The sequence below is a fragment of the Trinickia dinghuensis genome, assembly GCF_003367175.1.
In the GTDB taxonomy this organism is placed as follows: Bacteria; Pseudomonadota; Gammaproteobacteria; order Burkholderiales; family Burkholderiaceae; genus Trinickia; species Trinickia dinghuensis.
In genome coordinates, this window is sequence record NZ_QRGA01000025.1 from 44,856 (window position 1) to 68,808 (window position 23,953).

The 23,953-nt window shown below is 64.1% G+C and carries 21 protein-coding genes; 16 read left to right on the top strand and 5 right to left on the bottom strand.

What is annotated here, in order from left to right; all coding sequences use genetic code 11:
* Positions 1–205: 205 nt before the first annotated feature.
* The 7 genes from DWV00_RS31595 (at position 206) to DWV00_RS31630 (ending at position 7,717) form a co-directional block, all read left to right on the top strand.
* The gene (locus DWV00_RS31595) at positions 206–661 is read left to right on the top strand and encodes an FKBP-type peptidyl-prolyl cis-trans isomerase (RefSeq protein WP_115537554.1); all 456 of its coding nucleotides are present in this window, start codon (positions 206–208) and stop codon (positions 659–661) included.
* A 2-nt stretch (positions 662–663) separates the two neighbouring features.
* The gene (gene ispH / locus DWV00_RS31600) at positions 664–1,629 is read left to right on the top strand and encodes a 4-hydroxy-3-methylbut-2-enyl diphosphate reductase (protein WP_115537555.1); all 966 of its coding nucleotides are present in this window, start codon (positions 664–666) and stop codon (positions 1,627–1,629) included.
* 1,175 nt (positions 1,630–2,804) lie between these two features.
* Positions 2,805–3,755: a branched-chain amino acid ABC transporter permease gene (locus DWV00_RS31610; protein ID WP_115537557.1), complete on the top strand. Its 951-nt coding sequence runs from the start codon at positions 2,805–2,807 to the stop codon at positions 3,753–3,755.
* 18 nt (positions 3,756–3,773) lie between these two features.
* A complete protein-coding gene (locus tag DWV00_RS31615; protein WP_115537558.1) occupies positions 3,774–4,943 on the top strand; it encodes an ABC transporter permease subunit in 1,170 nt (389 codons plus the stop codon).
* Positions 4,944–4,962: 19 nt separating this feature from the next.
* Entirely contained in the window at positions 4,963–5,739 is a 777-nt protein-coding gene (locus DWV00_RS31620) for an ABC transporter ATP-binding protein (protein WP_115537559.1), read from the top strand.
* Positions 5,739–6,455: an ABC transporter ATP-binding protein gene (locus tag DWV00_RS31625; RefSeq protein WP_115537560.1), complete on the top strand. Its 717-nt coding sequence runs from the start codon at positions 5,739–5,741 to the stop codon at positions 6,453–6,455. Before DWV00_RS31620 ends, DWV00_RS31625 begins: the two co-directional genes overlap by 1 nt.
* 122 nt (positions 6,456–6,577) lie before the next feature.
* Positions 6,578–7,717, top strand: a complete 1,140-nt coding sequence (locus DWV00_RS31630) for a branched-chain amino acid ABC transporter substrate-binding protein (protein WP_425452878.1) — start codon at positions 6,578–6,580, stop codon at positions 7,715–7,717.
* A gap of 204 nt (positions 7,718–7,921) precedes the next feature.
* On the opposite strand, the gene DWV00_RS31635 is transcribed toward DWV00_RS31630, so the two are convergent.
* Positions 7,922–9,106 carry an acetylornithine transaminase gene (locus DWV00_RS31635; protein ID WP_115537562.1) on the bottom strand — a complete coding sequence of 395 codons (1,185 nt, stop codon included), beginning with the start codon at positions 9,104–9,106 and terminating at the stop codon, positions 7,922–7,924.
* Between the two features lie 293 nt (positions 9,107–9,399).
* A complete protein-coding gene (locus tag DWV00_RS31640; protein ID WP_115537563.1) occupies positions 9,400–10,431 on the bottom strand; it encodes a CDP-6-deoxy-delta-3,4-glucoseen reductase in 1,032 nt (343 codons plus the stop codon).
* Between the two features lie 83 nt (positions 10,432–10,514).
* On the opposite strand from DWV00_RS31640, the gene DWV00_RS31645 reads away from it, so the two are divergent.
* Positions 10,515–11,549 carry an NAD-dependent epimerase/dehydratase family protein gene (locus DWV00_RS31645; RefSeq protein WP_115537564.1) on the top strand — a complete coding sequence of 345 codons (1,035 nt, stop codon included), beginning with the start codon at positions 10,515–10,517 and terminating at the stop codon, positions 11,547–11,549.
* Here the strand turns inward: DWV00_RS31645 and DWV00_RS31650 are convergent.
* Together DWV00_RS31650 and DWV00_RS31655 are read right to left on the bottom strand one after the other, a co-directional pair.
* Entirely contained in the window at positions 11,546–11,734 is a 189-nt protein-coding gene (locus tag DWV00_RS31650) for a hypothetical protein (RefSeq protein WP_115537565.1), read from the bottom strand. The genes DWV00_RS31645 and DWV00_RS31650 overlap by 4 nt on opposite strands.
* 184 nt (positions 11,735–11,918) lie before the next feature.
* Entirely contained in the window at positions 11,919–12,620 is a 702-nt protein-coding gene (locus DWV00_RS31655) for a pseudouridine synthase (RefSeq protein WP_115537566.1), read from the bottom strand.
* Between the two features lie 172 nt (positions 12,621–12,792).
* Between DWV00_RS31655 and DWV00_RS31660 the strand changes: the two genes are divergently transcribed.
* The 3 genes from DWV00_RS31660 to DWV00_RS31670 all read left to right on the top strand — a co-directional run bounded on the left by DWV00_RS31660 (position 12,793) and on the right by DWV00_RS31670 (position 14,647).
* Positions 12,793–13,218, top strand: coding sequence for a DUF2946 domain-containing protein (locus tag DWV00_RS31660; RefSeq protein WP_245965120.1), 426 nt, complete (start codon positions 12,793–12,795; stop codon positions 13,216–13,218).
* A 106-nt stretch (positions 13,219–13,324) separates the two neighbouring features.
* Positions 13,325–14,239 carry a transporter gene (locus DWV00_RS31665; protein WP_115537568.1) on the top strand — a complete coding sequence of 305 codons (915 nt, stop codon included), beginning with the start codon at positions 13,325–13,327 and terminating at the stop codon, positions 14,237–14,239.
* Positions 14,240–14,272: 33 nt separating this feature from the next.
* Complete coding sequence (locus DWV00_RS31670; protein WP_115537569.1) at positions 14,273–14,647, top strand: copper resistance CopC family protein; 375 nt, start codon at positions 14,273–14,275, stop codon at positions 14,645–14,647.
* A 96-nt stretch (positions 14,648–14,743) separates the two neighbouring features.
* On the opposite strand, the gene DWV00_RS31675 is transcribed toward DWV00_RS31670, so the two are convergent.
* Complete coding sequence (locus tag DWV00_RS31675; protein ID WP_115537570.1) at positions 14,744–16,798, bottom strand: glycoside hydrolase family 28 protein; 2,055 nt, start codon at positions 16,796–16,798, stop codon at positions 14,744–14,746.
* Between the two features lie 457 nt (positions 16,799–17,255).
* Between DWV00_RS31675 and DWV00_RS31680 the strand changes: the two genes are divergently transcribed.
* From DWV00_RS31680 to dctP, 5 genes are all read left to right on the top strand, one after another.
* A complete protein-coding gene (locus DWV00_RS31680) occupies positions 17,256–18,200 on the top strand; it encodes a dihydrodipicolinate synthase family protein (RefSeq protein ID WP_115537571.1) in 945 nt (314 codons plus the stop codon).
* A gap of 28 nt (positions 18,201–18,228) precedes the next feature.
* On the top strand, positions 18,229–19,809 hold the full coding sequence (locus tag DWV00_RS31685) for an aldehyde dehydrogenase (NADP(+)) (RefSeq protein ID WP_115537577.1): 1,581 nt from the start codon (positions 18,229–18,231) through the stop codon (positions 19,807–19,809).
* A gap of 56 nt (positions 19,810–19,865) precedes the next feature.
* Positions 19,866–21,614: an L-arabinonate dehydratase gene (araD, locus tag DWV00_RS31690; RefSeq protein ID WP_115537578.1), complete on the top strand. Its 1,749-nt coding sequence runs from the start codon at positions 19,866–19,868 to the stop codon at positions 21,612–21,614.
* A 314-nt stretch (positions 21,615–21,928) separates the two neighbouring features.
* Positions 21,929–23,137 (top strand): porin, encoded by a 1,209-nt coding sequence (locus tag DWV00_RS31695; protein WP_425452879.1) that lies wholly within the window; start codon positions 21,929–21,931, stop codon positions 23,135–23,137.
* 255 nt (positions 23,138–23,392) lie between these two features.
* On the top strand, positions 23,393–23,953 hold a 561-nt coding region (gene dctP, locus DWV00_RS31700; protein WP_245965118.1), incomplete at its 3' end, for a TRAP transporter substrate-binding protein DctP.

Here is a 23,953-nt window from a genome sequence, read left to right on the forward strand (position 1 = left end):
GGACGGCGCGCCCCTAAGGCGCGCGCTACCCGGCGCGAGGTGTTTTACAATGGAGCCTTTGCGTCGGGCGGCGATCCGCAGGGCGTCGGTACTCGGGCGGCCATATATATATGGCGCGGCGGTTCGTCCGTCCGCCCGGCTTGCGATTCCTCCCGATGCGGCCTTCGCGCGACGCACAAGTCGCGTTTGCCCAACGAGCTACTCCATGAGCATCATCGATATTTCAGAAGTGAAAGCCGGCTCGCACGTCACGCTTCACTACCGGCTTGCACTCGCCGATGGCGCCGACATCGTGAACACCTTCGGCGACAAGCCAGCCACGCTGCTGATCGGCGCCGGGCAGCTGGCCGAGCCGCTCGAAGACATTCTCGTGGGGATGAAAACGGGCGACCATTCGACCTTCCGGCTAGCCGAAGGCGCGGGGTTCGGTCAGCGCAATCCCGAACTCATCCAACGCGTCTCGCTCGCCACGCTGCGCGAGAACGGCATGATCGGCGAGGATTTCGCTCCGGGCGACCTGATCGAGTTCAACGCGCCGAGCGGCGGCCGCTATGCGGGCGTGCTCAAGGAAATCGGCGAAACGTCGGCGTTGTTCGACTTCAACCACCCGCTTGCCGGCCAGGCGCTGACGTTCGAAGTGCATATCATCGGAATTCTGTAGACATGAGCCTCACGGATACTTCTCTCGCCGCTGCAGAGGCGGAAATCCTGCTCGCCCAGCCGCGCGGCTTTTGCGCGGGGGTCGATCGGGCCATCGAGATCGTCGAACGCGCAATCAAGCTGTTCGGCGCGCCGATCTACGTCCGCCACGAGATCGTTCACAACGCTTACGTGGTCGAGGATTTGCGCAAGAAGGGCGCCGTCTTCATCGAGATGCTCGAGGAAGTCCCTTCGGGCAGTACGGTGATCTTCAGCGCGCACGGCGTCTCGAAAGCGGTGCGCGAGGAAGCGGAGACTCGCGGGCTGCGCATTTACGACGCGACCTGTCCGCTCGTCACGAAGGTGCATATCGAGGTGGCGAAGATGCGCCAGGAAGGACTCGACATCGTCATGATCGGCCACAAGGGGCACCCCGAGGTGGAGGGGACGATGGGGCAATGCGGCGAGGGTATGTATCTCGTCGAAAGCATCGAGGACGTCAATGCCCTCGACGTCGACGACGCGGCCCGCATCGCCTTCGTCACCCAGACGACACTGTCGGTCGACGATGCCGCCGACATCATCGCGGCGCTGAAAGAGCGCTTCCCGCAGATTCGCGAGCCGAAGAAGCAGGACATCTGCTATGCGACGCAGAACCGGCAGGATGCGGTCAAGTTCATGGCGCCGCAGTGCGACGTCGTGATCGTCGTCGGCAGTCCGAATAGCTCGAATTCGAACCGGCTGCGCGAAGTTGCCGAAAAGCGCGGCGTGCCCGCCTATATGGTGGATTCGCCCGATCAGATCGAACCCGCTTGGGTCGAGGGTAAGCTGCGCATCGGCGTGACGGCCGGCGCTTCCGCGCCCGAGGTGCTCGCCCAAGCCGTCATTGGACGGCTGCGCGAACTCGGCGTGCGCAATGTCCGGGCGCTGGAAGGGATCGAAGAGAATATCGCCTTCCCGCTGCCGCGCGGCCTGACGCTGCCGGAGTGACGATCGGACGATGAACGATCGAGGGCGCGCGAATGCGCCTCCGCCGATGGCTCATGAATCGATTCGAATGCTCGTGGTTTTCCCTAGTTCGTTATTTTTCTCCTAAAAAGCGCGCCTTCTCCGGCGCGCTTTTTTATTTGCCGCCGACAGGCAGATGCGAAGGTTGCTCCTAATAAATGCGCGAATGTCGCAACTGGGTTGCGACGTGCACCAAATAAGGGTCCCAAAAAAAGGTTGCAATGCAGGAAAACCCTGGCGGCTCGGCATATTGGCCGTTCGATAATTGGAGTTACAATGCGCGCGTCCTCAAGGTCCCTGGGCCTTTTGGCAACGTATTGAGCAAGGCGCGGGAGACCTAGTTAATGCAAGTCAAGTTTGCTTACGCCGCATCGAGCATCTCGAGGGGCGGCGAGGCGAGCATCGGTGTCGCGGCACGGGCCGTCGCGGCGTCCGCGAATCAGACGGCGGCTATCGTCACCTTTGGGCAAACCGTGCGGTCGGCGGCTCGCCCTGCGTCTTTCTGTCAGGACAAAGAAAACAATATGCAGGCGGCGTCGCGGTTCTGCGAACACGCGCGGCCGGCTCGCTCGCAACGATTCGTGCCTCGGCGCACGGCGGTGCCGGCGTCTGTCCCCACCCGCAGCGGGCGCGTTCGATCGAGCGCGCGCAGGTATGGCGGAACATTTTCAGCGGGTGTGTTGCCTGCAGCGCAGGCCGCATTCGAAATCGGAGCAACAATCCTTGCGGGCGGCGTGCGTGCCGGCAAGGGGATGCCGTCCCCGCATGATTCACGGCGGCATCGCGTCGGTTTGCCGGCAGGTTCGATACCGGCTGGCCGACACCAGGATGCAGACCTCGCGCAGCATGGCGAAGCCCGCGTCCGCACGCCAATTACGCGTCACGACTTCAAGGACGGCGTCCGCGCGGTCCTCGACGTCGTGAAGGTGTAGTGATGGAGCATGGAAGCGCGACGGCACCGGATACCCGACGGTGCCGTTTTTGCATCCGCCTCACCGGGTCTGCCGCCGAATCACGGCTTCAGCGGTATCCGTGAGGCGGTCGACCCTTACCGGTTTTTTTATCAGTACCCGCAGTGCCGTTGCGGTTTTTGCCGACCGTCCGCTTACAACCGGGCGCAAAGCGAAGATCCAGTCGCACGGGCTAAGGAGCTTTAAATGGATATCTTCATCCAGCAGATCCTCAACGGTCTGGTGCTTGGTAGCGTTTACGCCATCATCGCACTGGGCTATACGATGGTGTACGGCATCTTGGGCATCATCAACTTCGCTCACGGCGACGTCCTGATGGTCGGTGCGATGGTCGCTCTATCGACCATCAACGTGCTGCACAACCACTTCCCCGGTCTCGGCAACATCCCCACCCTGATCATCGGGCTCGTGGTGGCCGCGGTCGTGTGCGCGATCGTCGGCTACGTGATCGAGCGGGCCGCGTACCGGCCGCTGCGCCGCGCACCGCGCCTGGCCCCGCTGATCACCGCCATCGGCGTGTCGATTCTGCTGGAAACGCTGGCCATGATGATCTGGTCGCGTAATCCGCTGCCGTTCCCGCAACTGATCTCCACTGACCCGATCAACGTGATCAAGGCCACCGACACCACCGTCGGCGCCGTGATCTCGATGACCGAAATCACGATCATCGTGGTGGCGTTCCTGGTCATGGCCGGCCTGCTCCTGCTCGTGCACAAAACCAAGCTCGGCCGTGCGATGCGCGCGATTGCCGAAAACCCGAGCGTCGCCAGCCTGATGGGCGTGAACCCGAACTTCGTGATCTCCGCCACCTTCATGCTCGGCTCGGCGCTTGCCGCCCTGGCCGGCGTGATGATCGCGTCCGAGTACGGCAACGTCCACTTCTACATGGGCTTCATCCCCGGCATGAAGGCGTTCACGGCAGCGGTGCTCGGCGGTATCGGCAACCTCGGCGGCGCGATGGTCGGCGGTGTGGTGCTCGGCCTGATCGAACAGCTGGGCGCCGGCTACATCGGCAATCTCACCGGTGGCGTGTTCGGCAGTAACTATCAGGACGTGTTCGCATTCATCGTGCTGATCATCGTCTTGGTCTTCCGTCCGTCGGGCTTGCTCGGCGAACGTGTCGCGGACCGCGCGTAAGGGCAAGGAGCAAAGCAAATGACTTCAATTCAACCGATCGAGCCGTCCACGACGCTCATCCCCGAGAAAAATGCCACGAAAACGCTCGTCGTGGGTGTTCTGACGGCTATCTTCGTCATAGCGGCGCCGCTGATCATCGGCGCGGCCGGCGGCAACTACTGGGTGCGCGTGCTCGACTTCGCGATGCTCTACGTGATGCTGGCGCTGGGTCTTAACGTGGTGGTCGGCTTCGCCGGCCTGCTGGATTTGGGCTACATCGCGTTCTACGCGGTGGGCGCCTACACGGCCGCGCTTTTGACCTCGCCGCACCTGTCCGAGCAGTTCGCCTGGATCCACAACATCTGGCCGAACGGTCCGCACTTCTCGTACTTCATCGTCGTTCCGGTCGCGATGGGCTTGGCCGCGTTGTTCGGCGTGCTGCTCGGCGCACCGACGCTGCGTCTGCGCGGCGACTACCTGGCCATCGTGACGTTGGGCTTCGGGGAAATCGTCCGGATCTTCATGAACAACCTGGACCGTCCGCTGAACATCACGAACGGGCCGCAAGGGATTACCGGTGTCGATCCGGTGCATGTGGCCGGCTTTAACCTCGCGCAGACGCATACGCTGTTCGGTTTCGACTTCCCCTCGGTCTACTCCTATTACTACCTGTTCGTGCTGTGCTCGCTGTTCGTGATCTGGGTTTGCACGCGCTTGCAGCACTCGCGTATCGGCCGTGCATGGGCCGCGATTCGCGAAGACGAAATCGCCGCGAAGGCGATGGGCATCAACACGCGTAACGTGAAGCTGCTCGCGTTCGCGATGGGCGCCTCGTTCGGCGGTTTGTCGGGCGCGATGTTCGGCGGCTTCCAAGGGTTCGTCTCGCCCGAGTCGTTCACGTTCTGGGAATCGGTCGTCGTGCTCGCCTGCGTGGTGCTCGGCGGCATGGGCCACATCCCCGGCGTGATTCTGGGCGCCGTGCTGCTCGCCATCTTCCCGGAATTCCTGCGCTCGACGATGGGCCCGCTCCAGCACTGGATGTTCGGTCATCAGATCATCGACACGGAAGTGATCCGTCAGTTGCTGTACGGTCTGGCGATGGTGCTCATCATGCTGTACCGCTCGGAAGGCCTGTGGCCCGCGGCGAAGCATGAGGACAAGATCGCGAAATTGGCCAAGCGCAACGCCAAGAAGCCGGTGCGCGCTTAATAGGACGGGGAGATTTCACATGAGCAACAAAAGCATTCGTTTGTCCGTCAGCGGCGTGAACAAGCGTTTCGGTGGCCTGCAAGCCCTGTCCGACGTAGGCCTGAAGATCGAGGAAGGCACGATCTACGGCCTGATCGGCCCGAACGGCGCCGGCAAAACCACGTTCTTCAACGTGATCACCGGGCTGTACACGCCCGATTCGGGCGAGTTCAAGCTCGACGGCCAAGACTACACGCCGACGGCCGTCTATCAAGTGGCCCAGGCCGGCATCGCCCGTACATTCCAGAATATTCGTCTGTTCGGCGGCATGACCGCGCTCGAGAATGTGATGGTGGGCCGCCACGTGCGTACCAAGCATGGGCTGATCGGCGCCGTGCTGCAGACGCCGGCAGAACGCAAGGAAGAGCGCGAGATCCGCGAACGCGCGATCGAGCTGCTCGATTACGTGGGCGTGCTGCAGTACGCCGACTACACGGCGCGCAACTTGTCCTACGGCCACCAGCGCCGCTTGGAGATTGCCCGTGCACTGGCCACCGATCCGAAGCTGCTGGCGCTGGACGAGCCGGCGGCCGGTATGAACGCGACGGAGAAGGTCGAGCTCACGCGTCTTCTGGAGAAGATCCGCGACGACGGCAAGACGATTCTGCTGATCGAACACGACGTGAAGCTCGTGATGCACCTGTGCAACCGCATGACGGTGCTCGATTACGGCAAGGTGATCGCCGAAGGTCTGCCGCAAGACGTGCAGAAGAATCCGAAGGTGATTGAGGCATATCTGGGCGCGGGGGTCCACTGATGGCTACGGCAATGTTGAAAATCAAGGGCCTGCAGGTCAATTACGGCGGCATCCAGGCAGTGAAGGGTGTCGACATGGAAGTCGAGCAGGGCGAGCTGGTCACGCTGATCGGCGCGAACGGCGCGGGCAAGACGACGACGATGAAGGCCATCACGGGCCTGAAGGCGTACTCGGCGGGCGACATCGAGTACATGGGCCAGTCGATCAAGGGCGTGCAGCCGCATGAGCTGCTCAAGCAGGGCTTGGCGATGGTGCCGGAAGGCCGCGGCATTTTTGCGCGCATGTCGATCTTGGAAAACATGCAGATGGGCGCGTACCTGCGCAACGACGCCGACGGCATTCAAAAGGACGTCGATCGTATGTTCGGCTACTTCCCGCGCTTGAAGGAACGTGCGAAGCAGCTGGCCGGCACGCTCTCGGGCGGCGAGCAGCAGATGCTGGCGATGGCGCGCGCGATCATCAGCCGTCCGAAGTTGTTGTTGCTCGATGAGCCTTCGATGGGTCTGTCGCCGATCATGGTGGAGAAGATCTTCGAAGTCGTCCGTGACATTTCCAAGGAAGGCTTGACGGTGCTGCTCGTGGAGCAGAACGCACGTCTGGCATTGCAAGCGGCGAACCGCGGCTACGTGATGGACTCCGGCATGGTCACGATGTCGGGCGATGCCAAGCAGATGCTCGACGATCCGAAGGTGCGCGCCGCGTATCTCGGCGAGTAATTTGTAATACCCTTTCTCTCGCGCGCCCGTGCCATCCGCACGGGCGCCGTCAATGGGCCGACATGGCCCGCCAGTAGTGTCAGTGTCATCCAACCCCGATCGACAAAAAGGGAATTACAACAGTGATTAAGTCGCTTCTTACCGGCTGCGCTGCCGCAGCCGCACTCTCGTTTGCAGTTTGCAATACCGCTCAAGCCGATACGATCGTCAAGATCGGCCACGTCGCTCCGCTCACGGGCGGCTCGGCTCACCAAGGCAAGGACAATGAAAACGGCGCCCGTCTCGCGATCGAAGAGATCAACGCGAAGGGCCTCGCGATCGGCGGCCAGAAGGTAACGCTCCAACTTGACCCGCAAGACGACGCGGGCGACCCGCGCCAGGCGACGCAGGTTGCGCAGAAGCTCGTCGACGACAAGGTCGTCGCGGTCGTCGGCCACGAAACGTCGGGCACGTCGATCCCCGCATCGAAGATCTACAGCGATGCCGGCATCGTGCAGATTTCGCCGTCGGCGACGAATCCGAAGTACACGGAGCAAGGCTTCAAGACGACGTACCGCGTCGTCGCGACCGACGCTCAGCAGGGTCCCGCGCTTGCGAACTACGCGGCCAAGGACATGCACGTGAAGAAGGTTGCGATCGTCGATGACTCGACGGCCTATGGTCAAGGCTTGGCCCAGCAGTTCGAGACCGCCGCCAAGGCCGCGGGCTTGACCGTCGTGTCGCACGATGCGACGAACGACAAGGCCGTCGACTTCCGCGCGATTCTGACGAAGATCAAGGGTGAAAACCCCGACGCAATCATGGTCGGCGCGATGGATGCGACGGGCGGTCCGTTCGCGAAGCAAGCGAAGCAATTGGGCCTGCGCGCGAAGATCCTCGCGGGCGACGGCGTGTGCACGGCGAACATCGCCGATCTCGCCGGCAACGCAGCCGACAACATCGTGTGCTCGCAGGCCGGCGTGGGCCTCGATCAAATGGCGGGCGGCGCGGCCTTCGCGGCGAAGTACAAGAAGCGCTTCGGCCAGGACGTGGTGCTGTATTCGCCGTACACCTACGACGCCGTCTACATCGTCGTCGACGCGATGAAGCGCGCGAACTCGGTCGATCCGGCCAAGATCCTCGCCGCGATGCCCACGAGCGATTACAAGGGCGTGATCGGCGAGACGACGTTCGATGCGAAGGGCGACCTGAAGCACGGCGTCATTTCGATCTACGGCTACAAGGAAGGCAAGCGCACGTTCATCAACAAGGTTTCGATGTAAGCGCGTTTCCGCCTCGCCGGCTCGGCCTGGCTCTCGCGGCCTCGCTCTCAGGTCTTGGAGGCGAGGTTCCGATCCGAATCTAGGGCGGGCCGCAGCAAAAAGCCGCATGCGCGTCGTTCAGCGCATGCGGCTTTTTCGTGGTGAGGCGGTGCTGTGCTGTGCTCGAGCGTCAGCCCCGCGCCTTGCACCGATAGATCAGATGGATCACAGCGAATCGAGCACTGTGCGCAGCATCGCCATCATCTGATCGATCTCTTCGGTGGTCACGTTCAGCGCCGGCATGAAGCGCAGCAGATTCGGCCGCGCCGCGTTCAGCAGCAGGCCCACGGGCTGCATGTCGCGTGCCTTTTCGACGATTTGCGGCCCGATGTCCTTGCCCAGCAGCAGCGCGCGCAGCAAGCCTTCCCCGCGCTCGCCCTCGAACCCGCGTTCGGCCGACAGATCGAGCAGCTTCGCGCGCAAGTACTCGCCGCGCGCCCGGACGCCTTCGAGAAAGCCCGGCGCGACCAGCGTCGTGATGACGGCGTGGCCCACGGCCGTCATCAGCGGATTGCCGTTGTAGGTGCCGCCTTGGTCGCCCGCTTCGAACACCGCCACGTCGGCCTTCGAGAGCAGCGCCGCGAGCGGCACGCCGCCGCCGATACCCTTGCCGAGGGTCATGATGTCGGGTTCGATGCCGGCCAGTTCATAGGCGAAGAGGGTACCGGCCCGGCCGCAGCCGCTTTGCACTTCGTCGACGATGAGCAGCAGCCCGTGCCGCTTCGTCAACTCGCGCAGTTCGCGCATGAACTCGCGCGTGGCCGGGATCACGCCGCCTTCGCCCTGGATCGGTTCGAGCATGACGGCGACCGTCTTCTCGCCGATCAACTTTTCGACCGATGCGATGTCGTTCAACTCGGCCTTCGGAAAGCCCGGCACCTGCGGCGCGTACAACGTGTCCCAGCCCGGTTTGCCGCTGGCCGACATCGTCGCGATCGTGCGGCCATGGAAGCCATGGTCGAACGTGATGATCTCGTAGGCGCCGTTCTTGAATTTCTTGCCCCACTTGCGGGCGAGCTTGATCGCCCCTTCGTTGGCCTCGGCGCCGCTGTTGGCGAAGAAGACTTTATCGAAGACGCTGTACTCGGTCAGCAGTGCGGCCAGGCTGGCCATCTGCTCGTTGTAGAACGCCGGCGACGGGTTCAGGAGCGTGCGCGCCTGGCGATCGAGCGCTTCGATCATCGCGGGGTGGCAGTGCCCCAGGCAGTTGACGGCCCAGCCTTGAATGAAGTCGAGGTAGCGCTTGCCCTCGCTGTCGAACAGCCAGGAGCCCGAGCCGCGCGTGAAGACGATGTCGGGCCGGTTGGTGATGTACATCAGCGACTGCGTCGGGTTCTGCGTCGATTGCATGGCACGGCTCCGCGATAAATGAAGAAAGGGTGAAGGAAAAATGAAAAAAGCCACGGAACTCCGTGGCTTTCGCGGTTTGACCGATTTCGCGCGCTCGCTTGACTAGCTGGTAGGTTGCGAGGCGCGCATCCGCTATGAGCCGACGGCTTCCCGTGAGGGGAGCGAGCGGCGACGTCGGAGGGCGGACAGTTTGCGGTTCATGGGCGCAAGAATACGACAGCGTTCGTGACGATGCAATCGCGCCCTGCCATTCGATGCATCGTATGTCGCATTTTTGTCGTGTTTTGTCGTCGTTAGACGGCGTTGACGAGATCGGCCTCGCTCGTGAACGAATCGGCGTAGAACTCGTCGGCCGGCAGCCCGTGGTGAGCCGTGAAATCGCGCTGCGCCGATTCGACCATCACGGGCGCGCCGCAGGCATAGACCTGATGGCCCGACAGATCGGGCAGATCCTCGATCACGGCGCGGTGCACGAAGCCGGTGCGGCCCGTCCAGCCGTCGCTCGGATCGGGCTCGGACAGCACGGGCACGAACTTGAAGTTCGGGTGATCCTCGGCCCAGCGCTCGGCCAGCTCGAGCATGTACAGATCCTTCTTGCGGCGCGCGCCCCAGTACAGGGTCATCGGCCGTTCGATGTCCTTGAAGAATGCGTGCTCGGCGATTGCCTTGATCGGGGCGAAGCCCGTGCCCGAGGCCAGCAGGACGATCGGCTTGTCGGAATCCTCGCGCAGGAAGAACGTGCCGAGCGGGCCTTCGAAGCGCAGGATCTCGCGCTCCTTCATCGTGTTGAAGACGTGATCGGTGAACACGCCGCCCGGCATGTGCCGGATATGCAGCTCGATCGGGCCTTCCTCGTGCGGCGCGCTCGCCATCGAGTAGCTGCGGCGCTTGCCGTCTTTCAGAATGAACTCGACGTATTGGCCGGCCAGGTATTGCAGCCGCTCGTTTGCAGGCAATTGCAGCTTCAGCACCGTGACGTCGTCGGCGCGGCGCTCGAGTGCGTTGACGCGGCACGGCAGCTTCTTCACCTGGACGTCGCCTACTCCGGCGATTTCTCGGACGTCGATGACGAGATCCGTTTGGGCTGTCGCGCAGCAGAACAGCGCCAGGCCGCGCGTCTTTTCGTCATTGGAAAGCGCCGACGACGAATGCGAGCCTTGCTCGATTTGGCCCGACACGACCGCGCCCTTGCATGAGCCGCACGCGCCGTTCTTGCAGCCGTACGGAACACCGACGCCTTGGCGCAGCGCTGCGACGAGCACGGGCTCGTCGGGTTCTACTTGAAACTGCCGGCCGCTTTGCCGGAGCGTTACGTTGTATGCCATAGCTTGGATCGGAACGAAGAACGAAAAAACGAAATATTTCAGGCCGAAGCGCGCACGGCGGCGGACCGCTACAATGCGCGCACATGGATGCCACACGAATCTTGCGCCGGCCGCGCGTACTCATCGTCGGCTGCGGCGATGTCGGACTGCGCTGCGCGCAGCGCCTGCTCGCGCGCGTTTCGCGCCCGCGCGTCATCGCGCTGACCACGCGCGCGGCGCGTGCCGGCGAGCTGCGCGCCGAAGGCCTGACACCGATCGTCGGCGATCTCGACGCGCCGCGCACCTTGCGGCGATTGGCGGGGCTTGCGCGAACCGTGCTGCATCTCGCGCCGCCGCCGCCCGACGGGGCCGACGATCCGCGCACGCGGGCGCTGATCGCGGCGCTCGGCGCGCGGCGCCGCCGCCATGCGGCGCGTCCCGCCGTGCCGGCACTGGGGCGTGCTCGCCGTCAACAAGGGCATGCCGCGTACGGCTGGCTCGACGGTCGTATTGTACCCGAGGGCTTTTCGGGGGCTGAGCCGCCGCGCGTGCGCGTGGTCTACGCCAGCACTACAGGCGTCTACGGCGATTGCGGGGGGGCGTTCATCGACGAAACGCGGCCGGTAAGGCCGGCCAATGCCCGTGCGAAACGGCGCGTAGCCGCCGAGCGCCGGCTGCGGCAGGCGAACGTGCGCGGAACGACGGCCGCGACCATCGTGCGCATTCCGGGCATTTACGCCCGCGAGCGCTTGCCGCTGGCGAGGATCGGTCAAGGCAAGCCCGCGCTTGTCGAGCAAGACGACGTCTACACGAATCACATCCATGCCGACGACCTGGCCGCGATCATGTTGCGCTCGGCCGTGCGCGGACGCATCGGGCGCGTCGTTCATGCTTCGGACGACACCGTGCTGAAGATGGGGGCTTACTTCGATTGCGTGGCCGATACGTTCGATCTGCCGCGTGTGCCGCGCGTGACACGCGCGCAGGCCGAGGCGAGTCTCGAACCCGCGACGCTGTCTTTCATGCGCGAATCGCGGCGCCTGTCGAATGCGCGGCTCAAGCGCGAACTGCGCGTGACGTTGCGCTATCCGACCGTAGACGATTTCCTGCGCAGTCTCGGCCCGAAGCAAAATAGCTAGAGGATCGCCGGCAGCGCTTCGAGCAGCAGGAAACAAAACAGCGCGCCGATCAAGGCGCCGATCAGATTCGGGTGATACCGATGCTTCACATGCATTGCCGTGAGCAATGCGCCGATGACGATCGCCCCGAGCGCCGCGAACGCGAGCGTCACGTACGAGATCTCGAACGTGCTGTTGATGGCCACGACACACCTCCCTCCAACTACCTAAGCGTCTTTATCGGATCCGCGCGCTCATCGAGCGGCGATCTCGTTCTCATGAAGAAAGTATAGGCGTGGGGCAGGCCGCGCCCCATAGGGAGCGGTCCCGATTTCGAGCGTTCCTTCGATCTAGGCGTGTGCTAGCCCACAGTGGGGGCGTGGCGCGGGTTCAGGCGCGCAGCGCACGCAGCGCTTCGTCGTCCAGCCATTGCCAGGTTCCGGGCGTCAGCGTGCCGGGAAGTGCGAGGCCCCCGATGCGCTCCCGGTGCAGGGCATCGCAGCGGTTGCCCGCGGCCGCGATCATGCGCTTGACCTGGTGGTACCTGCCTTCGTTGACCGTGATTTCGAGCTGCGTTTCGTCGCGCATCCGAACGGCCGCGGCCGCGATAGGCGCTTTTTCGCCGTGCAGCAGGACGCCGTCCGTCAGCGCTTGAAGCTGACGCTCGTCGAGCGCGTGGCGCGTCGTCGCAAGATACGTCTTCGGCACTTTGCGTTTCGGGGAGGTGTAGGCGTGAACGAATTGGCCGTCGTCGGAAAGCAGCAGCAGCCCGGTCGTGTCTTCGTCGAGGCGGCCGACGCATTGCACGCCACGTGTGGCCAACTGCGCCGGCAGCAGGCCGAATACGCTCAGATGGTGCTGCGGGTCGCGCGAGCATTCATAGCCCGCCGGCTTGTTCAGCATCAGGTAGGCTCGCTCGCGGTAGCGCCAGGGCGTGCCGTCGACGTCGAACGTCAGATCGTCGGGCGGAAAATCCTCGTTGGCGTCCGCGCATACGCTTCCGCCCACGGCGACACGTCCCTCTGCGATCAGCGAGCGGCATTGGCGTCGTGAGCCGAAACCTTGTCTGAAGAGAATGCTTTCGAGATCCATGGATTGACAATCGAATCGGGGTGGCGCGATTGTACGGCGTGCCGTCGCGTCATGATGGCCATACTGCTATCCGGCGGATTGCCGCCCCGCCTTGCACCCGCCAGGCGGCCTCGACGATAATCGACTCAGTTCCGTCGTCCTTTTCCCTTTTGCGCGCACCGCGCGCTCCGTGATGCTCGATCGTCGCTTGTACAAGCTGGGCTCGCTGCTCGGATTGCTCGCAATCTGGCTGATCGCGCTCGCGCCGACGATCTCTCAAACGCTCGCCGCGCACCGGCACGCGCACGGCGACGCCGTGCCCGGCGTCGAATGCGCGATGCACGGCGGCGGAATGTCGATGCCGATGCCGATGCACATGCGCATGCCGATGCAAGGCGCCGACGGTCATGCGTCTCATCGGCCCGATGCGCAAGGCGATTGGCAGGCATGCGGCTACTGCGGCTTCTTCGCACATCTGCCGGTACTCACGGGTTTGGCGCCCGCGCTCGTTCCCGCGTTCGCGGCAGGGCCGATATCTTATCTCGCACAGTTCGTCGAGCCTTCGCGCGTTGCCCGTTTTCTCGCCGCGCAACCGCGCGCGCCTCCCGTCGTTTCCTAAGCGTCGATCGAACGTTATTTTCGCGGCGCCCGTGCGCCGCGGCATCGCCGCGCCTACATTGTGCGCGGCGGCATTCGAGCACCATTCGGACTCCTAAAGGAAACGCATGTCCATTTTTTCCAAACGGCACGCGCCGCTGCGCGCGGCGTTGGGCGTTTGCGCGAGCCTCGCCGTCTGTTCGCCCGCGGCGGTGGCGCACGCCGTCGTAGGCGATCGTCTCTTTCCGGCGACGCTGACGGTCGACGACCCCGGCGTCGGCGATGAATTCGACTTCCAATTCGGCCACATCAAAAGCCCGACCGACGACGGCGATTCGATGAACGTGAACACGGCCTCTTACGAGTGGGACAAGCTCATCACGTCGAACCTCGCATTCAGCGTGGCGAGCCAGTATGTCGACCAAAACGTCCCCAACGGCGGATCGGCGCGCGGCTGGGCCGACACCACTATCGGAGTCAAGTACCTCGCCTACACGAACGCGACGCACGAGTTCATGGCATCGGTGGGGTTCCTGGCCGCGCTCGGCGGGACGGGTGCCAAGTCGGTCGCGAACCCGTATTCGACGTTTACGCCGAACGTCTACTTCGGCAAGGGCTTCGGCGATCTGCCGGCGTCGCTCGGCTACCTGCGCCCATTCGCGATCACGGGACAGGTCGGGCCCAACATCACGACGGCGACATCGGACACCGGGCCCAATTCGTTGGGTTGGGGACTCACACTGCAATACAGCATCCCGTACCTGCAATCCGAGGTGAGAGACTTGCATTTGCCGGAACCGCTCTCGAACTTGATTCCGATCGTCGAGTTTCCGATGAGTACGGCCACGGCGGGCGCCAGCGCGGGGCAGACGACGGGCACGATCAATCCTGGGGTGCTGTGGACGAACCGGTATGGGCAGTTCGGGATCGAAGCGCAGATTCCCGTGAATCGGGCGAGCGGCACGCATGTCGGCGTGCTGCTCGATGCGCACTTGTATTTCGACGATCTGTTCCCGGGTTCGCTCGGCAAACCGTTGTTCTGATTTCGGACCTTCACGCAATCACACGATCACACCATGAAACCCTCCTTGATTTCGCTTTCCGCCCGCGCTTGCGCGGCAGCGCTCTTGCTGACGTTCGCGCAGTGGGCCAGCGCGCACGCCTATCCGAAGCAGCAGACCCCGGGAGCCGGCGCGAGCGTCGGCGCCGATACGAAGCAAGTGTCGATCGAGTTCGACGACACGTTGGAGCCGGCTTTCAGCTCGCTGAAAGTGGCCGACGCGGCCGGTAAAGACGTCACGAACGGCAAGTCGAGCGTCGATGCGAACGACAAGAAGCATATGACGGTCGCGCTTCAAGCCTTGCAGCCCGGTGCCTATACCGTGTCGTGGGTGGCGGTGGCCGCGGACGGTCACCGCACGCAGGGGCACTACGCGTTCAACGTGAAATGACCGCGTGAAGCTGACCGCGTGAAGCCGGGGCGCGCGAGCAGCAGCGCCTCGGCCCACGTCGGTGCATCGACCTCCGCCGCGTCGATTTATTCACTGTCAACCCATCAGCGTCGAGTTGTAAGTCGTCCCACCGATCACGACGTTGCTCAACGTGATCCCATTGACGTTCCACACGTAGGTCGGGCCCGGGTTCGTCGCGCTGGCCGTGCCGTTCGATACCGGCGTGCCGAGGTTGCAGTTCGAAATCGTCACGCCCGTGATCGGCGACACGGTGGGCGCCGGCGCGGGGCCGTTGTAGTCTGCCGCGACCGGCCCTTGCGCGACGATCGCCTGGAAGCACGACCCGGTGACGCTGCCCGACGTCACATTGCTCGCCGTCACGTTGGTGATGTTGACGTTGCGCACTGACGGCGGGCTCAGGCGGACGGCGTCGCCGTTGGGCGAGTAATCGCAGTCGAACGTGATCAGGCCGCCTTGCGACGCGGACGGGTTGCCTGCCGTCGCCGTCGCCACGCCGAGCGGCACCGACGTATTGATCGGGCTGCCGGCGATCATGTTGCTCGAGCCGTAGCCCTTGCCCGTCAACGCAATGCCGTTCGGCAGCGTGACCCCGTTGATGTAGACGTTCTGCACGACGCCGCCGCGGTTCATGTTGCTCTTGATCCGGATCGCGATCTGCAGCGGGTTGGTCGCCCAGTTCTGATTGAGCATGCTCAGGTTGCGCGCGTAGATGTTCTGGACGCCCGCGCTCATTTCGCTGCCCAGCGTCAGGCCGCCGTGGCCGCTGTTCATCGTGCAGTTCTGGATCACGTGGTTCTGCGCGGGGCCGTATTGCGTGTCGAGCGCCTTGCCCGATTTGATCGCGATGCAGTCGTCGCCCGTGTTGAAGGTGACGGAATCGGCGAGCACGGTGTTGCAGGCGTCGGGATCGAAGCCGTCGTTGTTCGGGCCGATGCTGTCGGCGAACACGCCTTGGATCACGACGTTCGTGCAGTCCGTCGGATGGTGCTGCCAGAACGGGGTGTTCTGCGTGTGATAGCTCTGCATCAGCACGTTCGTGCAGCCGATGAATTCGACCATGCACGGCCGCAGGTAATGGCCGTTGCCGAACACGCGCGAGGTGATCGCCACGCCAAGTTCCGACAGCGCGGGCAGGTAGTTCTGGTCTTGCGACCAAGCCGACGCCGTGAGCAGCGGCATGACGGTCGCTGCATTGGAGGCGGTGATGCCCGAAAGACCGGTCAGCGCCGCGTTGCCCGGGTTCGAATACGCTTGCGATGGCGTCGAGGACCCGGCGCATCCGTACGCGCCGGTGGTGCCTTTGAAAGTCCACCAGCATGAGGACGGCGTCGTGCCCGTCGGCTGGATCGGCGTCATCGACTGGCCGTTCAGGATCGAGCTGGTCCCCTCGCCGGTCAACGCGATGTTGGTCTGCTGGAACGCATAGACCGGAGAGCCGAAGTTCAAGCAATCGTTGCCCTGCCACCGCGTGTGGTACAGGTTGCCGTTGGCCGTCGTGAACGGGCCGCTCTTCGCATAGTCGGCCGGGTTCGGGCTGAAGTAGATCGTGCAGGCCGCGCTCAGATGGAAGTTGACGTTGCTGAGCAGCACGATCGGTCCGCCGCAGTACCAATTCCCGGCCGGCACGACCACGCGGCCGCCGCCCGCCGCATTGGCCGCCGCGATCGCGTTGTTGAAGGCGGTGCACGAGTCGAATGCGGTACCGCTCAGGCTCGACGGCGCCATCAATTCCGAACCGGGGCTGGCGGGCGACGCACTCTGGTTCAGCCACGGGATGGCGGGGGCCCACGCCGATGCCGCGATCACCTGCGATGTGATCGGTTGCGCGCCGAAGCTCGTGACGTTGAAATCGACGGCGGGAAACATCGACTGCGTGATGCCTTGCAGTGCATTGATGATCTGAGTCGCGGAACCCGTGGGTCCCCAGATCGGATCGGCGGCAGCGGAGGTCGTCGATCCGGATGGTGTGCCGCTGCCGCCGTCGCTGCCGCCGCCGCAACCGGGCAAGCCGGCCAGCACCGTCGCGCCCGCCGTGGCGCCCGCAAGCGCCATGAAGGCGCGTCGGCTAGGGGAGCGGACGCACGATGCGTCGGCCGCAATCCGGTGCGCGCTGTGTTTCTTGTCTGCCATCTCACTGTCTCCATGTGTTGAGCTCGAGCCGCGAACGCCGCTGCACGGCGCTAGGACCGGTCTGGTGGTTAGCCAGGCAGGATTTTCGTTATGCAAATTAAAAGTTGTCAAACCTCGTAAACGATAAGTAGGGCTCGCATCGAGGCGGAGCGAGCGGAATTTTTTGCGCGAAGCAGACCGTTAAGGTGCTTTTCAAGCGAGCAGGAAAGATACGTGCGACGACGCTAGAATGCCCGTGTAGCATGGCATTAGCGCACTTGATGGGTGAGAGTCCAAGGCCAGCGAGCGAGGGAATGCCTGGGTCGTGGCCGGGCATGAAACGCGCGATACTCAAGTGGTCGCTCGGCGAAGCCGCGTGCCGAAGTCGTCACCTACTTGCAAATGTTGTTTGACAAGATTGATTTGCCGGTGATACCGTCCGGCCTGTCAGTCATCAAAACACTCGTTTCGAGGCCCCATGAACGTGTCCCCACTTGTCGAGAGCGAATTCGCCTCGTCCGTGATGGCGGTGCCGCCGCTCGCGCGCCGCGCCGATTTGTCGATCGATGTCGCGGAAAACCAAAAGCTGATCCGCCACATCGAAGCCGGCGGCGTGCGCACGCTGCTTTACGGCGGCAACGCGAACTTCTATCACGTGCCCGTCAGCGAATATCGCGACTTGCTCGACATGCTCGCCGACAGCGCGGCGCCGACCACGCGCGTGATTCCGTCGATCGGCCCCGACTACGGCAAGATGCTCGACCAGGCGCGCATTCTTTCCCAAACGTCGTACCGCACGGCGATGGTGCTGCCGTTCGCGAATTTCGCGACTCCGTCCGGCGTAGAAGCCGGGCTCACGCGCATTTCCGATGCGGCCGGCATTCCGCTCACGCTGTATGTGAAGAGCGAGCAATATGTCGACGTCGATACGCTGGCCCGGCTCGTCGACCGCGGCACGCTGGCCGCCGTGAAATACGCGATCGAGCGTGACGATCCTTCGAACGACCCGTACTTGCGCCGTCTGCTGCAAAGCGTGAATCCGGCCCGCGTCGTGTCGGGCATGGGCGAAGGCCCGGCCGTGATTCATTTGCGCGATTTCGGCTTGGCCGCGTGGACGACGGGTTCGGGCTGTATCGCGTCGCACGCGGTTGCCGAACTCATGCGCGCGATTCGCGAGTCGCGCGCGGCCGATACGCAGCGGCTTTATGACGCCTTCATGCCGCTCGAGACGCTGCGCGAGGACATCTCGCTGATCCGCGTGCTGCATGACGCGGTGACGTTCTCGGGGGTTGCCGACATGGGCACCATCCTGCCGCTGCTCAGCGAGACGCCCAAAGTCCACCATGCGGCGGTGCGCGCGGCGGCCGAGGCATTGCTCGCGTTCGAGCGCGGCGTGCGCGCCGAACACGGCATTGCCGCTTGACGGCGCGCGTTTCGGCTACGGAGGCATGATGCGGATTGCAGGCGAGATGTTGTTGGGTGCGTCGTCCGTGCGGGGAACGCAAGGCGCGATGCGTGCGGTCGACCCGGCGGGCAACCGCGAGATCGAACCGTCGTTCGGCATGGGCGGCGCGGCTGAAGTCGAGCGCGCATGCGCGTTGGCCGCGCAAGCGTTCGATGCGTTCAGGGCGGCGCCGCACGACACCCGCGCGCGTTTGCTCGAGGCGATTGCCGAGAACATCGCCGCGCTCGGCGATCTGCTGATCGAGCGTGCCCAGAGCGAATCCGCGCTGCCGAAGGCGCGTCTCGAGGGCGAGCGCGCGCGCACGGTCGGCCAGCTCAAGCTGTTCGCCGCGCTCGTGCGCGACGGGCGGTGGTGCGGGGCGGTGCTCGATTCGGCGCTGCCCGAGCGCAAGCCGATGCCGCGTTCGGATCTGCGTTCGCAACGGATTGCCGTCGGCCCGGTGGCCGTTTTCGGCTCGAGCAACTTCCCGCTCGCGTTTTCCGTTGCCGGAGGCGACACGGCATCTGCGCTCGCGGCCGGATGCCCCGTCGTCGTGAAGGCGCATCCCGCGCATCTGGGCACGTCCGAACTCGTCGGCCGCGCGGTCCAGAAGGCGGTCGCCGACGTCGGCCTGCCCGAAGGCGTGTTCTCGCTCGTGATCGGTGCGGGTAACGCCATCGGCGAGGCCCTCGTTGCGCATCCGGCGATCAAGGCCGTAGGCTTCACGGGCTCGCGCCACGGCGGCCTCGCTTTGATGAAGATCGCCGCCTCGCGGCACGAGCCGATTCCCGTCTACGCCGAAATGAGCAGCGTGAACCCGATGTTCTTGCTGCCCGCAGCGCTTGCCGGCCGCACGGAAGCGCTCGCCCGCGGGTTCGTCGACTCGTTGACGCTGGGCGTCGGCCAGTTCTGCACGAATCCCGGCCTCGTCGTCGCGCTCGCGGGTCCGGCACTCGATCGTTTCATCGAAGTCGCTTCTCGCGCACTCGAAGAAAAGAGCGCGCAGACGATGCTGACTGCGGGCATCGCGGCGGCTTATCACAATGGCATCGACGCGCGTGCACGCGTGCCGGGCGTGACGCGCGTGGCCGATGGCGCTGCGAGCGACGCGCATGGCTCGGCGCGTGGCGCCCTGTTCAAGACGAGCGCGGCCGAGTTTTTCGCCAACGCGCAGCTTCAGGACGAGATCTTCGGACCGGCCTCGCTGATCGTCGAATGCGGCGACATGGACGAGCTCCTGCGCGTCGCCGAGCACCTCGAAGGGCAGTTGACCGCGACGCTCCAACTCGACGAGCAAGACTACGCGATTGCGGCGCGCTTGCTGCCGACGCTCGAACGCAAGGCCGGTCGCATTCTGGCGAACGGCTTCCCGACCGGCGTCGAGGTAACGTATGCGATGGTGCACGGCGGGCCGTTCCCGGCGACGTCCGACGCACGCACGACCTCGGTGGGCGCGATGGCCATCGAGCGTTTCCTGCGGCCGGTTTGTTACCAGGATCTGCCCGAGGCCCTGTTGCCGGCGTCGCTGCGGGACGACAATCCCCTAGGCCTTTGGCGCTTGCGCGACGGCGAACTGGTGCGCGGCTGATCGCGACACCCGGTGGCCGGCCCTTTCATTGATTGAGTATTCCGGAGTCGTACGAAGTGAGCACGAACAGAAAGAAACCCGAGGAACTGCGCAGTCACCGGTGGTACGGCGTGAACGACTTGCGCTCGTTCGGCCATCGCTCGCGCAGCTCGCAAATGGGCTACAGCCGCGAGGAGTACGCCGGCAAGCCTGTGATCGCGATCCTGAATACGTGGAGCGAGATCAACCCCTGTCACACGCACTTCAAGGTGCGCGTGGAAGAGGTGAAGCGCGGCATCTGGCAGGCGGGCGGCTTTCCGATCGAGTTGCCGGTGCAGACGCTCTCCGAGCCGTTTCAAAAGCCGACGACGATGCTGTACCGGAACTTCCTGGCGATGGAAGCCGAGGAAACGCTGCGCTCCTATCCGGCTGACGGCGTCGTGCTGATGGGCGGCTGCGACAAGACCACGCCGGCGCTGCTGATGGGCGCCATTTCGATGGACTTGCCCGCGATCTTCCTGCCGGCCGGCCCGATGCTCAACGGCAACTGGAACGGCCGCACGCTCGGCTCGGGCTCCGATACGTGGAAATACTGGGCGGACCTGCGCGCCGGCAAGATCACGGAAGAGGACTGGAAGGGCGTCGAGGGCGGGATCGCGCGCTCACCCGGTCATTGCATGACGATGGGCACGGCTTCGACGATGACGAGCGCCGCCGAGGCGCTGGGCTTCACGCTGCCGGGCTTCGCATCGATCCCGGCCGCCGATTCGCGCCACGCGCAGATGGCCGCGAAAACGGGGATGCGCATCGTCGATATGGTTTGGGAAGATCTCAAGCCGTCTGACATCATCACCCAGAAATCGGTCGACAACGCCGTGACGACGTGTCTCGCGCTGTCGGGTTCGACTAATGCGATCGTGCACATGATCGCGCTCGCGCGCCGCGCCGGTATTCCGCTGACGCTCGGCCACTACGACGACCTCTCACGCCGCACGCCCGTGCTCGCGAACGTCCGTCCGACCGGCCAGTACCTGATGGAGGACTACTACTACGCGGGCGGCTTGCGCGCGATGCTCAAGGAACTCGGCGAGTTGATCGACGGGACGCAGCGCACGGTCAACGGCAAGACGCTCGGCGAGAACATCGCCGATGCCGAGATCTTCAACGACGAAGTCATTCGCCGCCGCACCGCGCCGCTGATGCCCGACAACGGGCTCGCCGTTCTGCGCGGCAACCTCGCGCCGGACGGCGCGGTGATCAAGCCGGGTGCGGCCGATCCGAAACTGCACGTCCATACGGGCCGCGCGGTCGTGTTCAAGGACTACAACGACATGGCGGCGCGCATCGACGACGATGCGCTCGACGTCGACGAGAACAGCGTGCTCGTGCTGCAGCACGCGGGCCCCGTCGGCGCGCCGGGCATGCCCGAGTGGGGGCAACTGCCGATTCCGAAGAAGCTGCTGCAAAAGGGCGTGCGAGACATGCTCCGCATTTCCGATGCGCGGATGAGCGGCACGAGCTATGGCGCATGCGTATTGCACGTGGCGCCCGAATCGTTCATCGGCGGCCCGCTCGCGCTCGTCAAGGACGGCGATTTGATCGAGCTCGACGTGCCCCAGCGCAAGCTGAACGTGTTGATCAGCGATGAAGAATTGGCACGGCGCAAGGCGGCCTGGGTGGCACCCGAACCGCGCTTCACGCGCGGCTACGGCGCGATGCATCAGATCCACGTGATGCAGGCGGACAAGGGTTGCGATTTCGACTTCCTGCAGCGCGATGGGGTAGACGGCGCTTGCGGGAGCGGCGGCGAGCCGGAAATCCACTAAGCGGCTGGCCCGGTGGCTCGGCGCGCGCGAGCGTCGAGCAGCCGCGTGCGCATCGAAGTATCGGAACGATCGGATCGATCGGAAACGGTCCGGGCGAAAGCATCCGCGAGGAGGCGGTGCAGGTCGCCCGGTGGCGTGAAGCACAGATTCTATTAATTAGGACTACTAATAAATAGAGCCGGAAAGCGCCGATGCTCGTCCCGATCGATCGGCGTCAAGGAGAGCAGTAACTGGGTGCCTAGCGGGTGGCCAGGCAGTTTGAAGCGGTATCTCAGCGGATGCCGCGAAAAATCCAACAAAGACCAGGAGATTCAATGAAGCACTACAAACAAGCCACGATGACGATCGCCGGTGCGGCGGCGCTGCTCATGAGCGGCGGCGTCTTCGCGCAGAGCAGCGTCACCCTCTATGGGGTCATCGATGCCGGTATCGGCTACCTGAACAATCAAGCCCCCTCCACGGGCGCGACGACGGGCGGCAAGTCGGTCGTGAAGATGCTCGAAGGCGTCTGGGGCGGCGAGCGTTTCGGCCTGATGGGCAGTGAAGACCTCGGCGGCGGCACGAAGGCGATCTTCAAGCTCGAAGAAGGGTTCAGTTCCCTGAACGGCGCGCAAGGCAAGACCGGCCTCGCGTTCAACCGCGCATCGTGGGTCGGCCTCGACAACGCGACGTACGGTACGTTCACGGCCGGCCGTCAGTACACGCCGTATTACACGCTGCTCTCGCCGTATAGCCCGACGACTTGGCTGACCGGCGCTTACGGTGCGCACCCGGGCGATCTCGATGCTCTCGATACCGACTACCGGATCAACAACGCACTCGTCTATACCTCGCCGACGTTCGCCGGGTTCAAGATGAGCGGCATGTACGCGCTCGGTGGCCAGGCCGGCAGCTTCAACCTTGGCTCGACCTGGAGCTTGGCGGCGCAGTACATGATGGGACCCGCGGGCGTCGCCGTGGGCTTCGCGCGCTTCAATAACGCCACCGAAAACGGCGGGGCTTGGAACGCGGCCTCGACGGCCTACTCGGGCACGGGCGAGCAGGGTGTCTCGAGCATCACGAACGGCTATCAGAACGCAGCAGCGCAGCAGCGCTTCGCCGTGACGGGCGGCTACAAGTTCAGCCCGCAATGGGACGTGTCGGCGACGTATTCGAACGTCCAATACATCCCCGGTATCTCCGGCGGCTTCGCGAGCAAGGCGATCTTCAATACGGGCGGCGCGGTGCTGCACTTCAGTCCGGCCCCGGCGTGGGATCTCGCGGCCGGCTACAGCTACACGCGGGCCACGACCGCCAACGGTATCCAGGATGCCGCGAGCTATCAGCAGGTCAACCTGACCCAGCTTTACAACCTGTCCAAGCGCACGCGCATCTACGTGCTGGAGGCTTATCAACGGGCCAATGGCCAGACGCTGGGCTCGAACGGCAAGCCGGTCGCCGCGACGGCGAGCATCGGCGAGCAATCGGCGGCGGCCACGCGGAGCCAGTTCGCCGCGACGATCGGCATCAATCATCAGTTCTGATCTGATTGCGTTCCGATCGAGCCGAGATACCGGGTGGCGTCAGTGCTCAAGTACCGTGCCCCCCGGGTATCTCCTAGGCCGCAAGCCGGCAAGATGTTAATACAATCTCAAACATTGTCAGACAACATTGCCGGCTGCAGCAAAGATGTCAGTCGCGGCGCCGTTCCATTCCATCGAAATCGGCACGCGCATCCCATACGTGAAGCACATCAAGTACACGAAGTACACGATCCATATCATCGAGGAGATCACACAATGAAACGGAAATTCGCCTTGTCGACCATCGCCATGACGTTGGCCGCCTCGTGTTTGGCGCTCGCGGCGGGGACGGCGCAGGCGCGCGTGTTCCGGGCCGCCGACGTGCACAGCGACACGTTCCCGACCACGATGGCATTGAAGTTCATGGGCGACGAGATTTCGAAGGACACGGGCGGCAAGGATAGCCTGAAGGTCTTCGGCAACAGCGCGCTCGGCTCGGAGAACGACACGATCGACCAGGTGCGGATCGGCGCGATCGACATGGTTCGCGCGAACGCAGCGGCGTTCAACGACATCGTGCCCGAATCGATGATCCCATCGCTGCCGTTCCTGTTCCGCGACGTCGATCATTTCCGCAAGGTCATGTACGGCCCCGTGGGCCAGAAGATTCTCGACGCGTTCGCCGCGAAGGGCATGATCGCGCTAACGTTCTACGAGAGCGGCGCGCGCTCGATGTACGCGAAGAAGCCGATTCTTTCGCCGGCCGACATGAAGGGCGTGAAGGTGCGCGTGCAGCCGTCGGACCTGATGGTCGACGAAATCAAGGCGATGGGCGGT

Coding starts and splice junctions, on each gene's coding strand:
- DWV00_RS31595 (WP_115537554.1), top strand. CDS start 206: ATGAGCATCATCGATATTTCAGAAGTGAAAGCCGGCTCGCACGTCACG.
- ispH (WP_115537555.1), top strand. CDS start 664: ATGAGCCTCACGGATACTTCTCTCGCCGCTGCAGAGGCGGAAATCCTG.
- DWV00_RS31610 (WP_115537557.1), top strand. CDS start 2,805: ATGGATATCTTCATCCAGCAGATCCTCAACGGTCTGGTGCTTGGTAGC.
- DWV00_RS31615 (WP_115537558.1), top strand. CDS start 3,774: ATGACTTCAATTCAACCGATCGAGCCGTCCACGACGCTCATCCCCGAG.
- DWV00_RS31620 (WP_115537559.1), top strand. CDS start 4,963: ATGAGCAACAAAAGCATTCGTTTGTCCGTCAGCGGCGTGAACAAGCGT.
- DWV00_RS31625 (WP_115537560.1), top strand. CDS start 5,739: ATGGCTACGGCAATGTTGAAAATCAAGGGCCTGCAGGTCAATTACGGC.
- DWV00_RS31635 (WP_115537562.1), bottom strand. CDS start 9,106: ATGCAATCGACGCAGAACCCGACGCAGTCGCTGATGTACATCACCAAC.
- DWV00_RS31640 (WP_115537563.1), bottom strand. CDS start 10,431: ATGGCATACAACGTAACGCTCCGGCAAAGCGGCCGGCAGTTTCAAGTA.
- DWV00_RS31645 (WP_115537564.1), top strand. CDS start 10,515: ATGGATGCCACACGAATCTTGCGCCGGCCGCGCGTACTCATCGTCGGC.
- DWV00_RS31655 (WP_115537566.1), bottom strand. CDS start 12,620: ATGGATCTCGAAAGCATTCTCTTCAGACAAGGTTTCGGCTCACGACGC.
- DWV00_RS31660 (WP_245965120.1), top strand. CDS start 12,793: ATGCTCGATCGTCGCTTGTACAAGCTGGGCTCGCTGCTCGGATTGCTC.
- DWV00_RS31665 (WP_115537568.1), top strand. CDS start 13,325: ATGTCCATTTTTTCCAAACGGCACGCGCCGCTGCGCGCGGCGTTGGGC.
- DWV00_RS31670 (WP_115537569.1), top strand. CDS start 14,273: ATGAAACCCTCCTTGATTTCGCTTTCCGCCCGCGCTTGCGCGGCAGCG.
- DWV00_RS31675 (WP_115537570.1), bottom strand. CDS start 16,798: ATGGCAGACAAGAAACACAGCGCGCACCGGATTGCGGCCGACGCATCG.
- DWV00_RS31680 (WP_115537571.1), top strand. CDS start 17,256: ATGAACGTGTCCCCACTTGTCGAGAGCGAATTCGCCTCGTCCGTGATG.
- DWV00_RS31685 (WP_115537577.1), top strand. CDS start 18,229: ATGCGGATTGCAGGCGAGATGTTGTTGGGTGCGTCGTCCGTGCGGGGA.
- DWV00_RS31695 (WP_425452879.1), top strand. CDS start 21,929: ATGAAGCACTACAAACAAGCCACGATGACGATCGCCGGTGCGGCGGCG.